Annotated in this window: 13 protein-coding genes; 2 read left to right on the top strand and 11 right to left on the bottom strand. The window is 49.2% G+C overall.

What is annotated here, in order from left to right; genetic code table 11:
- Nucleotides 1–11: 11 nt before the first annotated feature.
- The 7 genes from C2M34_RS00330 to C2M34_RS00300 all read right to left on the bottom strand — a co-directional run bounded on the left by C2M34_RS00330 (nucleotide 12) and on the right by C2M34_RS00300 (nucleotide 9,170).
- The gene (locus C2M34_RS00330; protein WP_105257768.1) at nucleotides 12–1,418 is read right to left on the bottom strand and encodes a C69 family dipeptidase; all 1,407 of its coding nucleotides are present in this window, start codon (nucleotides 1,416–1,418) and stop codon (nucleotides 12–14) included.
- A gap of 52 nt (nucleotides 1,419–1,470) precedes the next feature.
- A complete protein-coding gene (locus tag C2M34_RS00325) occupies nucleotides 1,471–2,778 on the bottom strand; it encodes a phosphatidylserine decarboxylase family protein (RefSeq protein ID WP_105257767.1) in 1,308 nt (435 codons plus the stop codon).
- Between the two features lie 29 nt (nucleotides 2,779–2,807).
- Entirely contained in the window at nucleotides 2,808–4,175 is a 1,368-nt protein-coding gene (locus C2M34_RS00320; RefSeq protein ID WP_105257766.1) for an agmatine deiminase family protein, read from the bottom strand.
- A 417-nt stretch (nucleotides 4,176–4,592) separates the two neighbouring features.
- On the bottom strand, nucleotides 4,593–5,873 hold the full coding sequence (gene hemL / locus C2M34_RS00315; protein WP_105257765.1) for a glutamate-1-semialdehyde 2,1-aminomutase: 1,281 nt from the start codon (nucleotides 5,871–5,873) through the stop codon (nucleotides 4,593–4,595).
- 24 nt (nucleotides 5,874–5,897) lie between these two features.
- The gene (locus tag C2M34_RS00310; RefSeq protein WP_105199683.1) at nucleotides 5,898–6,914 is read right to left on the bottom strand and encodes an aspartate carbamoyltransferase; all 1,017 of its coding nucleotides are present in this window, start codon (nucleotides 6,912–6,914) and stop codon (nucleotides 5,898–5,900) included.
- 126 nt (nucleotides 6,915–7,040) lie between these two features.
- A complete protein-coding gene (locus C2M34_RS00305) occupies nucleotides 7,041–7,475 on the bottom strand; it encodes a CopD family protein (RefSeq protein WP_105199684.1) in 435 nt (144 codons plus the stop codon).
- A gap of 12 nt (nucleotides 7,476–7,487) precedes the next feature.
- Nucleotides 7,488–9,170 carry a chloride channel protein gene (locus C2M34_RS00300; RefSeq protein WP_105199685.1) on the bottom strand — a complete coding sequence of 561 codons (1,683 nt, stop codon included), beginning with the start codon at nucleotides 9,168–9,170 and terminating at the stop codon, nucleotides 7,488–7,490.
- Nucleotides 9,171–9,372: 202 nt separating this feature from the next.
- Between C2M34_RS00300 and erpA the strand changes: the two genes are divergently transcribed.
- Nucleotides 9,373–9,711, top strand: coding sequence for an iron-sulfur cluster insertion protein ErpA (erpA, locus tag C2M34_RS00295; protein WP_105199686.1), 339 nt, complete (start codon nucleotides 9,373–9,375; stop codon nucleotides 9,709–9,711).
- Between the two features lie 59 nt (nucleotides 9,712–9,770).
- Here the strand turns inward: erpA and C2M34_RS15810 are convergent, their stop codons facing one another.
- Nucleotides 9,771–9,950 (bottom strand): hypothetical protein, encoded by a 180-nt coding sequence (locus C2M34_RS15810; RefSeq protein ID WP_105199687.1) that lies wholly within the window; start codon nucleotides 9,948–9,950, stop codon nucleotides 9,771–9,773.
- Between the two features lie 291 nt (nucleotides 9,951–10,241).
- Between C2M34_RS15810 and C2M34_RS00285 the strand changes: the two genes are divergently transcribed.
- A complete protein-coding gene (locus C2M34_RS00285; protein WP_105199688.1) occupies nucleotides 10,242–10,475 on the top strand; it encodes a helix-turn-helix domain-containing protein in 234 nt (77 codons plus the stop codon).
- A gap of 208 nt (nucleotides 10,476–10,683) precedes the next feature.
- Here the strand turns inward: C2M34_RS00285 and C2M34_RS00280 are convergent, their stop codons facing one another.
- Genes C2M34_RS00280 through C2M34_RS00270 form a run of 3 tightly spaced genes read right to left on the bottom strand, consistent with a single transcriptional unit; the run spans nucleotide 10,684 to nucleotide 13,351 of the window.
- The gene (locus C2M34_RS00280) at nucleotides 10,684–12,096 is read right to left on the bottom strand and encodes an AmpG family muropeptide MFS transporter (protein ID WP_105257764.1); all 1,413 of its coding nucleotides are present in this window, start codon (nucleotides 12,094–12,096) and stop codon (nucleotides 10,684–10,686) included.
- A 56-nt stretch (nucleotides 12,097–12,152) separates the two neighbouring features.
- A complete protein-coding gene (locus C2M34_RS00275; RefSeq protein WP_105199690.1) occupies nucleotides 12,153–12,782 on the bottom strand; it encodes a peptidylprolyl isomerase in 630 nt (209 codons plus the stop codon).
- The gene (locus C2M34_RS00270; protein ID WP_105199691.1) at nucleotides 12,779–13,351 is read right to left on the bottom strand and encodes a YajG family lipoprotein; all 573 of its coding nucleotides are present in this window, start codon (nucleotides 13,349–13,351) and stop codon (nucleotides 12,779–12,781) included. The genes C2M34_RS00275 and C2M34_RS00270 overlap by 4 nt, the downstream gene beginning before the upstream one ends.

Raw genomic sequence — 13,351 nt, 5'->3', positions numbered from 1 at the left:
ACTCGGTGCGGCTACTCGGTGGCAGGAGCTATGGTCGCTAAATCATTCATCAATTGATTCCTTCTTTGATGGGCAAACTGTAGCATCAAATCGCAGTTGCCCAGGGTATAGCGGTTGAGAAAAGAAATTGTCTGCGCCGTCGAGTTTGCCATCATGGTTGCGAGGTTTGGCATTAATTGAGTCAGCTCATTATAGAGGGCAATTTCCTGTGCCCTTATTTCATTGCCAATGCCTGACACGGCGCTTTGTTGGTGGGCATAAGCCAAGGTGAACAAGGTGCGATATGCCCAGTAGGCGCCGTGCGCATCAAAGTTATTTGTGCCGCTATGATAGCTGGCGGGGAAAGACTGAACCGCCCCGAAGAAGGGCAGATACATGGCACACAGTGGGGTGCTAACGGCCTGCCAGATCACCCCCTGAAGTTCATGGCATTGTTGCTTATCTAAAGTAATGATATGGCTTTCAGCGGTTTTGTCATAACCTATGGGGCGATTTGCTTTACCCTCAAGCTCGGTGCCCTCATAGGTGGCCGTTAACACGCTAATGACGTCGGGAACAGACACCAAGGCGTCAGGCTTGAGAAAGAGCGGATATTGCTGCTGCCGGGGTGGCTGAGCTAACGAAGGGGTGAGCTTAAGCTGAGCAAGCCAAATTCGATCGACATTATAAGGCTGGCCGGTTACACCGAAGGCCTTCGCAAAATTAAAATGATGTTTATCCGCATCCGGTAATAATTGGTGTTGGCAAACAAACTCGTATAACCCAGGTGAGTGCAGAACCTCGGGAGAGTCCAGGTCGATATCATGAATGCGCATGGCATTGGCTACAACCAGATAGCTGTCTGCCGGCACTTTGACGGCAAGCCAATGGTGACAGGAGCCATTTTCAAAATACCAAATCTCATTGACGTCGGCGATGGTGACACCATTTACTTCGGCGCTGCCGTATTGCTCAATATATTGTCCCAGCAATTGAATTCCGTGCCGGGCAGACTCGGCCTGGGGTAAAATTAGGGTCGGAATTACGGCCTCGGTGATCCCACCTTGTTTAAGCAAGGGATCGGCCTGCGCCGCCTTGTCATTCATGGCCAGGGTGTTGGTGGCCGACATGGCGACATTTTTTTCATTGATGCCGCGCTCTTCATAGAGAAACTTTGCGGGCATTAGGCTGCTTGCTTCGTTATTGGCGTCAAAGTCTGGTGCCGCACTATAGCTAAATGCTTGGGTTGGTTTAGGTACTTTGAGTCCGTTACCCAGGTGCCACAGGCCATCGTCAATGACTTTCTCATTGGCATATTCCGGTTGCTGGCGATAAACAAAATACTTGTTCCAGATATCTCGCTCGCAATCCTCGTTTCGGGAGACAATATTTTGTCGGTGTGTCGTTGCATTTGCAGCCACTATTACACTCGTACACATAATCAATCCTTAAAGAGAAAAGGAAGGTTGCCCTTCCTTTGTTGTGACTTACTCAGTGCTTATTAGGCACCACTGTGGCAATTTCAGATTTGACGTGAATCGGCGAAGTTAACAGGTAATTTTGCCCTTCATTGAGTTCCTGACCATGGAAGTTAAAGTTGAGATTGACGCCTTTTCTAAACAATAAGCAATGGGTTGAACCGCCAAAGTGGAACATGCCCAGTTCGTCACCTTTTTTAACGACTTGCTGCGGTTTCACCGTGACGTCACAGGTTGATACTTCGGCCATACCCACGGCCATAAAGGCCATTAAGCCAATGTCGGGGCTGTCGGCCTTGATATAAATAATGGCCCGGGTTGCCATCTCCGTGATGTAGCCCTGGGATTCATTGGGCCCTGCGGGATCTTCACCTATTGCCGGTGCCTCTGCGTAATAGCTGCCATCTACGAATTCCACCATTTCAATGACGCCATCGACGGGGCTATTCCAACGGTGGTATTGAGTGGCACTCAAAAATGCCTGGTATACGGTACCACCGGCAAATTCCGGGTAGTAATCAGCATTGTTATTGAGCATGTGTTGCAAGGAATAGGGCTGACCTTTAATCCAAAATGTATCTTGAAGCTGCACATTGGTTGCCCATTTGTAAGGTGCAGACTCGCAGGCATTGGCGATGACGTTGTTATCATCGGGCGCGGCGACTGGGCGCTGATCCGCTTTAAAGACACGGGTAAAGAAGTCATCCCAACAGGAAAAGCCATAGTGGGGCAGCGTTGGATCACACTCAAATGTCTTAATAAATTCCTCTCGCGAACCCGCCATTTTCGCCATGGCGGCATCGCTTAACCAACCCGTGGGGGAGCCATTCAAGACCGACACGGATTCACTGGATTTTAAAAAGTTGCCCCAGTCATTGAGGATCCGTTTGAAGTGCTTGTTCACCGTGGGATCCCGAAAGGCGCAGTAGCCACTTTCCGTTGCCATCACCCGATCAAGGATGGCGTTGATTGGAAATCCCACCAGACCTGTTTCGTTAAATTCTGGAGGCATGCTGAGCACGTAGTTACACATGGCCAGCATTTGCTGGTAATTTTCGACAATAGGCGCTGGCTCAGGGCCGCTGTCGCCACCATGTATTGGTGTGTTGTGGCGTTTAGGTTGTTCATTAAACATGCGCGTAAAGAGCATAAAGGCGCCGGCGTCACCTTCAATGTAGTCTTTAAAGGCTTGAATGCATGGCTGTAAAGGCAAGTCCGCCTGCTTGGTCTTGGCGGCTAACTGGCGCAGCCAATCATTTAAGGTTTCCTGGTCTTGCGGAAGCCATTCGCCAACTCGATACGGGGTGTGACTGGTATTCATACTAGTGTCCTCATCTATAAGGGTTAGGTTTAAGGGTGAGTTGGTTTAAGGCTGGCTAACCAGTTATCGACCACCTGTCTGGGTACGCCTCGGGTGCGACAATGCATGGCATCGGTACCCAGCCAGGGAAACTCAGGCTTACTGTCAATGCCAACAACCGTATGGCCAGGTAATGCAGCTCGATAGGCAGTTAAGGCCGCTTCATCGTATTTTTCGTATCCCTGCCCAGACAGAGGAACATATACAAAGTTATTTAATATCAGGCTATTAGTGTAGGCAGCCGTTGTCGCAGGCTCGTCGGCGTTAGGAATATACATGTTTTGGCAAAGTACACGATAGACCTGATACTCCTGTGCGAAGTTATCGGCAATGACATTAAGTTTTTCATTAATCTCGGTATTTTCAGATTGGGCAACCAGTACCTTATCCTCTGATAAAAACTTACCCCAACAATCTATGTGACCGATGTAGGTGCCTGTGGGGTCATCAAGCACGCGATAAGAGCTAATGCCCATAAATCGATTAAGTTGCTCAAGTATGTAGTGCATTCGCTTCTCTATGATCTCCGGCGCATTTCTATAGAGGTCCCCCTCATTGTGGGTGGGTAGCTCATTTTGCGTTGCTACCAGATAGGTGGAAGCTATGTTGCCCTTTCCATCAACCATGTAGTTACCGCCCACATCGAGTAAGCCTGAATAATAGAAATTATGCACCTTGATGGGTGTTAACTTGGTTGGCTCTTCTTTATGCCAGCGGGCCTTATTCCACTGGCGAATGGGATTGTTGAGAAAATCTGAAAATTTGACGGCGCCGTAATCATCATTGGGTCTAAAGATCCCCAAGCCTTCCTTAGGTGAGACATTCTCCGCACCTTCAACTAACCCCACTTCGCCGCCGCCTAAAGTGGTATAGGTATGCTTGGCAATACCGTAATAATCGGAATCCTTGTTGTGCACCCACCAAGGTCCAAAATCCCGTGTCCAGAAGGTATCCGTATCCCAGGGAACTATATGTAGGTGCTCAGGGTTATAGGTTAAACCCAGTGCTGATGCCGTTTCGCTAAGATCTTGATCGATAATTTGTTTTTGGCTTACATCGCCACACATCACAAAAATATGGACGGGGTTTGAGGTGTCATTTTGCTGCATGCGGACAATCAACTCATTCGGAATACCGAATGAGCGCGGTCCAGAGGGCGGAAACTGAGGTTGGCTTGGTGCCACTGTGCCAGGGTAGGCGATTAGCACACCGCCCATAGGCGCAAACTCCGCAATGGCACTTACGCAGCTGGGGGTGTCGTTATGATAGACGGTATTGGGTAATTCTTTGACTAGTTGGCTGACTTCGGATGCCAGGGAAACGGGAAATAACGTAGGGCGTTTGTTGGGGGTAGTCATAAGTACTCTCCGTGTGATTTGTTTATAAAAAACCAGGTCGAAGCAAAGGCGCTTTTCGCCAACAAGGCGAATAACAAAGTCCCTTGAATTTGATCACGTTCGTACAGCACTTAAACCATAGCTATGGATTATCAAAACGCAATTTCAAATGTTAAAATTTAGTTAATTATTTGCCGGTGGTGAATGGGCAGCGCAGGGTTATGTTGGATTTGGCATCAAGGTGCGGGCGCTGTCATTATGGTATGGCTGCACTCACAGGGTGGTAATGGGTAATCTCGGGTGGGCTGTTATCTGTAAGCGACTGTAAGGTTTTTTGAGCTACAAACCAATGACTGGGTACTGAGTTGAGCGGTAAAACAAAAGTCTTTGCAGTAGTGTGAAACCGCCAAGACGGCGGTTTCAGTGTTCAATGCCAGCTTATAACTTAGCGAAGGCGCGCTCGGCCGCCGCTATGGTTTGGGCGATGGCTTCGTCATCGTGTGCCTGGCACACAAAGCCTGCCTCAAACGCAGAAGGAGCAAGGTATACGCCTTCTTCAAGCATCAGGTGGAAGAAACGCTTAAAGCGCTCTAAGTCGCACTCGGTGGCTTGCTGGTAACTGGTTACCTTGTCGGCATCGGTGAAGAAGAAGCCATACATACCACCGGCATAGTTGGTAGTAAGTGGGATACCGGCTTTGTCTGCAGCGGCTTGGAAACCTTCACAGATGGCCTTGCTTTTCGCTTCCAGCTCTTCATGTAAACCTGGCTTGCTAAGAAGTTCAAGGGCTTTTAGACCTGCGGCCATAGCAATTGGGTTGCCAGACAGGGTACCGGCCTGATAAACCGGGCCTACCGGGGCAATGTAATCCATGATTTCTTTCTTACCACCGAAGGCACCCACCGGCATACCGCCGCCGATCACCTTACCTAAACAGGTTAGATCCGGAGTGATATTGTAATAAGCCTGGGCGCCACCTAGGGCGACGCGGAAACCTGTCATTACCTCATCGAAGATCAACACGCTCTTATATTCATCACAGATTGCACGTAGGCCTTCTAAGAAGCCCTCAACCGGCGGAATACAGTTCATGTTACCGGCAACCGGCTCGATGATGATACAGGCGATCTCTTCTGGGTACTTGGCAAAAATCGCTTTTACTTCATCCAGGTTGTTGAAAGACACGGTCAGCGTGTGCTTGGCGAAGTCTTCAGGAATACCCGGTGAGTTAGGCACACCTAAAGTCAGGGCGCCAGAGCCGGCTTTTACCAGCAGTGAGTCGGCATGACCGTGGTAACAGCCTTCAAATTTTAAAATCTTGTCGCGACCCGTGTACCCACGAGCCAGACGAATGGCGCTCATGGTGGCTTCGGTGCCCGAGTTTACCATGCGTACCGAGTCGATAGACGGCACCAGCTCTTTGACCTTTTCGGCCATATCGATTTCCGCTTCGGTAGGCGCGCCGTAGCTTAGGCCGCGCTCAACCGCTTCGTGCACGGCCTGCTTAATTTCCGGGTGGTTATGACCCAAAATCATAGGTCCCCAAGAGCCCACGTAGTCTATATATTTGTTACCGTCGGCATCAAAGGTGTAGGCACCTTCGGCATGGGTGATAAACAATGGGGTACCGCCAACGCCGTTGAAAGCACGGACTGGAGAGTTCACGCCACCAGGGATCGAGGCTTGGGCGCGGGTAAATAAATCTTGGCTTTTGCTCATGTTGCTTCCTATTAGGTTGGCAAATTAATCTTCACGTTTACGGCTGAACCAGGGCACAGTGGTCTCATGTTTCTCGACCAGGTTGTCAACGCCCAGGGTTAGCGCAAACAAGGCCATGCGGATCAGCACGCCATTTTGTACCTGACGGAAGATGGCCAGGTTGTCGTTGCTATTTAGGTCGTTATCCAGCTCATTGGCATCGCTGCGGCTATCGCGCGGCAATGGGTGCATCAATACCGAGCTTGGCTTACAGTGGGCGTTGTAAATCGCCTGGCTGATGCGGAAACCACCGCGGTATTTATTGGCTTCTTCCTGGCTGGGGAAACGCTCTTCCTGAATACGGGTCTGGTAGACGATATCGGCGGCCAGGTTGCCTTCCATTTTATCCACCAGTTCGATTTGGTGACCGGCATTGGTCACGGTATCAAGAATGCTCTGCGGCATTTGCAGGCCATCCGGCGCCACCATGGTAAAGCGAACATCTTTGTAGTGGCACAGCAGCTTAGATAAGGAGTGTACGGTGCGACCGTATTTTAAATCACCCACCAGGGCAATGTGCATGCCATCGACCTTTTGGCCAAAACGGCTTAGTTCGCGGTCTATGGTTAGAAGGTCAAGCAGGGCTTGAGTTGGGTGCTCGTTAGGACCGTCACCACCGTTAAGAACGGGGACGCTACAGCCGGTAGCAAACTCGGCGACCGAGCCGGCATCCGGGTGGCGCATGGCCACCGCATCCGCATAGGCGGAAATAACCCGGGCAGTATCATACAAGGACTCGCCCTTGGCCAGAGCCGAGCTCTGCATGCCGGTTGTTTCGCGCACTAAACCGCCAAGTAGATTGAATGCGGTGCCGAAGCTCACGCGAGTACGGGTACTGGGTTCAAAAAACAGGTTGGCAAGAATGGCGCCTTCGAGCACCTTAGTGCGTTTTTGTTTTTTGGCATAAGGTTCCATCCGTTTTGCGACTGCAAATATATGCTCGATACTGTCTCTATCGAGTTGATTTACAGAGAGAATGTGTTCACCTTGAAAGCGTAGCATGGAGGTCGTCCCAAACGTTAAAGTAAATAATTCGGTGTTCTACCAAGAGGCGAATTTGCAAGTGCGCCCCTGGCATTTAAACGCCACCGCGTTTGGCTGCGCACTATAGCAAATTTTTCGGTATTTTTAGAGTACTGGTTTCAATACCGCTAAAAAGATAATAGCCGCGAGGATAAGTACCGGGAATTCATTAAAAATGCGGTAAAAACGATCGCTGCGGGTGTTGCGATCATGTTTGAAATCGGCCAGTAATTTAAAGCAGTAGCCGTGGTAGGCATAGAGCACCAAGACCAGCGCCAGTTTATAGTGCAGCCACATGCTGGCGCGGAACCATTCGCGACCATATTCCACTATGGCCAGCACCCCGAACACAGCTGTCAAAATAGCAAAAGGAGTGACGAAAAACAGCAGACGGCGTTCCATGACTTTTAACATGGCGCTGCATGATTTTTCTTCGTTCAGAGCATGGTACACAAACAGCCGAGGCAGATAGAAAATACCGGCAAACCAGGCAACCATAAAAAACAGGTGCAGGGCTTTGTAAACTAACACTAAGGTCATGGGGTTTCCTTTTTATAATAGTGCGTTACGAATGGTGAGGATGTGGCGAATTTGATCCCAGCGTAAAATACCGACGATTTCTTTTTCATCGTGCATATCATACACATACACAGCACCACTGCGTTTATCTTTAAGAATATCAAAGGCATCGGCCAAGGTGGCCTGTGAGCTTACACCATCGAGTTCAACATAGAGAATATTGATGTTTTCTTCAGACATCAGGTTTAAATCGTATTCCGCAAGGCGGTAGCCGTTATCTTCGTCGTAGACGATAAGTGGCGTTTGCCCATCAAGGTGAGCGAGGGATTCCTTGATCTGCTCCTTGTCGGCGGAGTACAGCAGCTTAAAGTTTTCATTCATTTCCGCCATGATGCCGACCTTTTGCAGTGCTTCTTTGGCGGGAGAAACCTGATAGGTGAGCTCTTGGAAATCCAGCTGTTGCAAGAAAATGGAGCGATTGCCAAAGACCTGCAAGGCGGTGACATAGGCGGTCACTATCACCAGCATGGCGGGCACGATAATTTGCGGGCTGGAGGTCAGCTCCATCACAGCCGTTAACGCCGCCAAAGGAGCGTGTAAGGTGGCGGCCAGTAAGCCGGCCATGCCCAATACGCCATAGGTACCGGCCACATCTGTGCCCGGCGCCACAAGGTGGGCAAAGAAGGACATGAGTGTGCCCATCACCACGCCCAAGCCGATAACCGGGCCGATAATACCGCCAGGGATCCCCAAACCGATAGCGAATAGGGTGGCCAGCAGTTTGGCGATTAATATGGTTAGCAGCAGCTGCACATTATCCGGGGAGGTCATGGCGATGGTAATGGCACTCATGCCCGAGCCCATAGCCTGGGGCACCAAATAGCCTATGCCACCGGCGATAACCCCGGCGATTAACAACCGTGGCAACATGGAGAGAGGTTTAAAGGTACGGATAATCAGCATCAGATTCTTATTAAAGGCATAGGCCACGGCACCCAAGGTCATGCCGCAGATCACCAGGTAAGGGTAATGCCAAAAACTCAAGGGGGTTACGCTAATCAATGCCAGTTCTGAGTCGGCACCAAAAACAAACTGAGTGGCCAGGGCACCGGTCACAGCAGCTAGCATAATGGGCACGAAGATATGCACCTTGTATTCACGAATGACCACCTCCATTACGAAGATCACCGCCGCCAGCGGCGTATTGAAGGAGGCGGCAATACCGGCGGCCACGCCGCAACCGCTCAAGGTACGCATGGCGTTATAAGGCAGGTGTAATTGATTGGCGAGAATACTGGCACCTGTAGCGCCCATATGCACCGAGGGGCCCTCGCGGCCCACGGAAAAGCCGCTGATCAGCGCCAGGGCGCCACCAAAAAATTGGTTCACCGTGTTGTAAAACGGCATTTGCCCATAGTGCATCTTCATGCGGTGAATAACGAAAGGGATCCCCAGGCGATAATGCTTAAAGCCGGTCAGATAGGCAAAGAAAGCAATAACGCAGGCGGCGCCTACCGGGAGTAAAAAGCGTTGCAGTTCACTGAGGGTGGTAAAGTCGTCGAAATCATCGAGGAACAGGTTCTGCGCTATGATAATCGTCAGGCGAAACATGATGATCAGGCCCGCAGCGATAAGGCCGGCGGCAATACCTAATAAGCACAGTTGTGCCGATGTTTTTGGCCGGGCAAGGCGACGTCTCAGCGCCTCTAGATGCATACCAATTCCTCTGGGCTTTGATAGGGCTAGGGTTATTAACAGTAGTTTATCAAAGCTTATCTAATAAATCCTTGTTTAGTATCAGGGTTTGCGACTTTGTATTTTAGCCTTAGGGGCTAAAAACCAAGGCGGTGCAGCCAATACTTGATTAACTTAGTCGGGTATTAGATAATTTGCACAAATAGGTAGTGAGAGAGACGGTATGTCCGAGCAAGTTCCAATTAAATTCAGTGATGCCGCAGCAGCGCGCGTTAAGCAGTTGATCGAAGAGGAAGAAAACCCTTCGCTAATGCTGCGTGTTTATGTCACCGGCGGCGGATGTTCTGGTTTCCAATATGGTTTTACTTTTGCCGAGGAAGCCAACCCGGGCGATATGCAAATTGTGAAAAATGGTGTGACCCTAGTTGTTGATCCTATGAGCTTGCAATACCTGGTTGATGGTGAAGTGGATTATACCGAAGGTTTGGAAGGCTCGCGCTTTTTCGTTAGCAACCCGAACGCCACGACCACCTGTGGCTGTGGTGCCAGCTTTAGCGTTTAACCACGCAATTAAGATAAATTTGAAAAAAGCCGCTTATGCGGCTTTTTTATTTTTGATGTCTATAAATCGCTGTTCGTTATGTACACCATCAAGGTGAAAAAGCCCAAGACGAACAATGAGAATATAATTATATAAAAGAACCCCTTACGGCCCTGTTTTAGGGGAATATTGTTGGCATTGAGAAACAGCCACCAAGCGGCGCAGAGAATCACGGGCAACAAAAACAGCAAACGAAACATCTTTTCCCCAAAAATGACGATTTAACTCAATTTTAGCGCAAAATTCCTACCCTCTAAAGAAAAATTAAAGACTTAGCGCAGGCCTGATAAATTAGAGCTATCTATCTAATTTATCAGTAGTATTTTATTGAATAAGGTATGCAAACTATTTCGCGCCGAAATTAGGTAAACTTTTGTACATACGCTATACCTAAAATGGGACATGTGCTTTAATACTGGCTGAATGAGACGGGCAAATTTCATTCGCTAATAATTATAGAAACTTTAATTCATCTAGTAGGAGATGTAATTATGATGGGTAAAACCGTTTCTTCCGAGGAAAATGGAAGACTAACCAAGTGGCTGAAAGATAAACGCCACGAGAAAGGCCATACCATGCGCAGCTTGGCACAAGTTCTGGGTACGCCGCATTCATTCATAGGTAAAATTGAAAATCAGGAACGTCGCTTGGACGTGATTGAATTTATGCGTTATTGCGAAGCACTGGATGTGGATCCTTATGAAGGGTTAGCGCTACTCAAATAAGCATTGAAAGCCTATTTTCTGGAGCCCAGGAAGGGCTCTATAGTTTTATCCCAATTCACTTAAATAGCTAATCATTCTAGCGGGCTAAATATCATGCTCACTAGGTTGAAATTCTTTGATGTAGAATAACTACATATAAAAAATCCCACCTTGTTGGCACATCATTTATCCAGCGCTATCTCTGAGCACATACTTAACAGAATTGGTATTATTCCTGCCCCTTGGCATTCCTTCCATTTTCATGAAACTGCCGCTCTAACTGATACAAGCGTTTACGTATCAAGAACAAAAACACCAAAGACGGTATTACCATCAGCGCCGTAAGAATAAAAAACATCGACCAATCGCCGTGCAACCAATCGTCGACTATGACACCACTGTAACCGGACAGCAGGGTGCGCCCGAGATTGCCCAAAGAGGCAAGCAAGGCATAGTGGGTGGCACTGAAGGCGCGATCGCAGAGCATGGAAATAAAGGCCACCATGGCCACCAAGGACCAGGCCTGGGTAAAACCATCAAGTAATATGGCCAGCGCATAGAGCGAGAGTTTAGGGCCCGCGACGGCAATCCAGGAGAACATAAGGTTCGATGCCGCCATGGCGACGCCACTGATAAACAAGCCCTTTACGATGCCGAAGCGACTGTTAAAGAGGCTGCCTAAAAAGGCAAAAATAATGGTCAGCACCGCGGTGCCGAGCTTGGAAAAGGTGGCGATATCCGAGTTGCTAAACCCCACTTCTTTATAAAAGACGATGGACATACGCGCCAAAAAGGCTTCGCCAATCTTAAAGAGGAAGATAAAGGCCAGCAGGGCTAGGGCGGTTTTAACCCCGTTACGGGTAAAGAAGCTGCGCAGCGGCTCGATAATGGTCACCCCAAGCCAGGCTATTACGATATTCACCCAATGTGGTAAAACGGTGGCGTGTTTACCGAGTTGTTGCTGATACTGTTGCTCTAATTGAGCATGCACATGTTCGCGATTCGACTCGGGCTCTTGGGCAAAGAATACATAGACGATCAAGAGCGCCACAATAACCGCCAAAGCCAAATACACATCCGGCCAATCCACCCCGGGAATATCCGCGGCATAAAAGGGCATGGCGCCGAGCAGAGCATAACCGGTCCACCATCCGCTGGTTGCCATGGCCGCCGCCGCCGACATTTTTTCACTTTCATTTTCGGCCAGTATATCAATACGGTAGGCATCAATGGCAATATCCTGGGTGGCAGAGGCGATGGCAATAATCAGTGCCAGCAGAGCTATAACAAATAGTTGCTCGCTGATATCGACAAACGCCATGCTCAGGGTGGCAGCAAACACAATGCAGAGACAGCATAAGATCCAACTGCGGCGTTGACCCAGCCAATCGGTGAGCAATGGAATGCGCACCCGGTCGACCAGAGGCGACCATAAAAAGTTAATGGAGTAGGCGCCAAACACCATGCCGAACAGGCCGATCATCGAGCGAGTGAGGCCTTCGTCTTTAAGCCAGGCGCTCATGACCGAGCCAATCAACACCCAGGGAAAGCCGCTGCTGATACCAAAAATAAACACGGTGACCAGGCGTCGGTCGCGAAAATGTTGGGTGAAATCGCGTAAAGAGAGGGCTGTGTGGCTCATGTTTATTCTTATTATTAGCGAGAAGAAAAAGGGCGATTAGACTCGCCCTGATAGAGTTAGTACGGCTGTGCCTCTAGCACCTTGATATCATAAATAATCACCGCTTGCTTGGGCACATAGGAGTAGCCGATCTTTTCTTGGTAATCGGTTTCAACGCGCATGATTTTATCTAAGGTTTCAAAGCCTTCCACTACGGAGCCAAACACCGAAAAGCCCCAGTCACTGCCTGGGTTAAGGTGGTCATTGTTATCCATGTTGAAGAAAAACTGACGAGTGGCCGAGTGCGGCTTTCTGTCCTGATAGGCCATGGCAATGGTGTACATATCATTTTTCAGACCGCTGCCGCTTTCGTTGAAAATGGGGTCATTTTCATGCAGGCCGTCATAGTCTTTGTCGTAGCCGCCGCCCTGGATCACAAAGTCGCGCTCGTTTTCTTCATCGCGCTCAACACGGTGAAACACCGAGCCCTTGTAGCTGCCATCTTGCACATAGGTAAGAAAGTTATTCACCGTCAGTGGCGCGCGTGAACGATCCAGTTCGACGGTGATTTTGCCTAGGCTGGTTGTGAACTCAACGCGGGGAAATAAATTGCTCTTTTGCACAAATTCACCCTGTACCGCCGCGTGCGCCAAGGGCGTTAGCAACAAACAGAAGGTAAAAAAGGCACTGATGAGGCGAGTGTTCATATCGCTCCCTTTTGCATGTAATTGTTAAGCTCAGGGTCGCTCATAATGCGTGCCACAAGCTGTTCGATAAGTTTATTTAGTTGCGCCTCAACCTTGGCCTGATCATAGCCAAAGGGACCGCGAAACTGGCTTTGGCCATTATACATTTTATTGAACTGACTACCATTGCGCTCGACAAACACCTGCAGAGCGATTTGCGCCTCGCTGTAGTGATCCACGGTATTTTGCATCACGGTGGCGTTTAAGGTGTGAATGGCTACCTGCATACGGGTGCCAGCCATGGCACTGATTTGGGCGCCGTTAGCTTCTAAGGCCTGGGTAAAAACCTTTTGCATCTTGTTATTTAAATCCGGGGTGGACATTAAATAACGATTTTCGCCCTGGGCAATGGAAATGGTTGGGGCCTTAGCTCTTTGGTCAATCACCTGTAACGACAAGCTTTGGTTATAGCTAGTAAACTGACCGCTTTGGTAGAAAGGGTCTAAGATGGCTTGTGCCGAGCGGTTGCTACATCCTGTAAGTGCCGTGCTCAAAGCGATAATAGCCAACAGTGAAAAACGGTTAAACAT

Origin of the sequence: Pseudoalteromonas sp. T1lg88 (genome assembly GCF_002964765.1) — a bacterium.
In the GTDB taxonomy this organism is placed as follows: domain Bacteria; phylum Pseudomonadota; class Gammaproteobacteria; order Enterobacterales; family Alteromonadaceae; genus Pseudoalteromonas.
Note: the sequence above shows the minus strand (reverse complement) of the source record. Positions and strands in the feature narration are given on the sequence as shown.

What these genes read in the sequence shown, in the direction of transcription:
- erpA (WP_105199686.1), top strand. Translation starts at nt 9,373, where the DNA reads ATGTCCGAGCAAGTTCCAATTAAATTCAGTGATGCCGCAGCAGCGCGC.
- C2M34_RS00280 (WP_105257764.1), bottom strand. Translation starts at nt 12,096, where the DNA reads ATGAGCCACACAGCCCTCTCTTTACGCGATTTCACCCAACATTTTCGC.
- C2M34_RS00285 (WP_105199688.1), top strand. Translation starts at nt 10,242, where the DNA reads ATGATGGGTAAAACCGTTTCTTCCGAGGAAAATGGAAGACTAACCAAG.
- C2M34_RS00330 (WP_105257768.1), bottom strand. Translation starts at nt 1,418, where the DNA reads ATGTGTACGAGTGTAATAGTGGCTGCAAATGCAACGACACACCGACAA.
- C2M34_RS00310 (WP_105199683.1), bottom strand. Translation starts at nt 6,914, where the DNA reads ATGCTACGCTTTCAAGGTGAACACATTCTCTCTGTAAATCAACTCGAT.
- hemL (WP_105257765.1), bottom strand. Translation starts at nt 5,873, where the DNA reads ATGAGCAAAAGCCAAGATTTATTTACCCGCGCCCAAGCCTCGATCCCT.
- C2M34_RS00270 (WP_105199691.1), bottom strand. Translation starts at nt 13,351, where the DNA reads ATGTTTAACCGTTTTTCACTGTTGGCTATTATCGCTTTGAGCACGGCA.
- C2M34_RS00320 (WP_105257766.1), bottom strand. Translation starts at nt 4,175, where the DNA reads ATGACTACCCCCAACAAACGCCCTACGTTATTTCCCGTTTCCCTGGCA.
- C2M34_RS00275 (WP_105199690.1), bottom strand. Translation starts at nt 12,782, where the DNA reads ATGAACACTCGCCTCATCAGTGCCTTTTTTACCTTCTGTTTGTTGCTA.
- C2M34_RS00325 (WP_105257767.1), bottom strand. Translation starts at nt 2,778, where the DNA reads ATGAATACCAGTCACACCCCGTATCGAGTTGGCGAATGGCTTCCGCAA.
- C2M34_RS00300 (WP_105199685.1), bottom strand. Translation starts at nt 9,170, where the DNA reads ATGCATCTAGAGGCGCTGAGACGTCGCCTTGCCCGGCCAAAAACATCG.
- C2M34_RS15810 (WP_105199687.1), bottom strand. Translation starts at nt 9,950, where the DNA reads ATGTTTCGTTTGCTGTTTTTGTTGCCCGTGATTCTCTGCGCCGCTTGG.
- C2M34_RS00305 (WP_105199684.1), bottom strand. Translation starts at nt 7,475, where the DNA reads ATGACCTTAGTGTTAGTTTACAAAGCCCTGCACCTGTTTTTTATGGTT.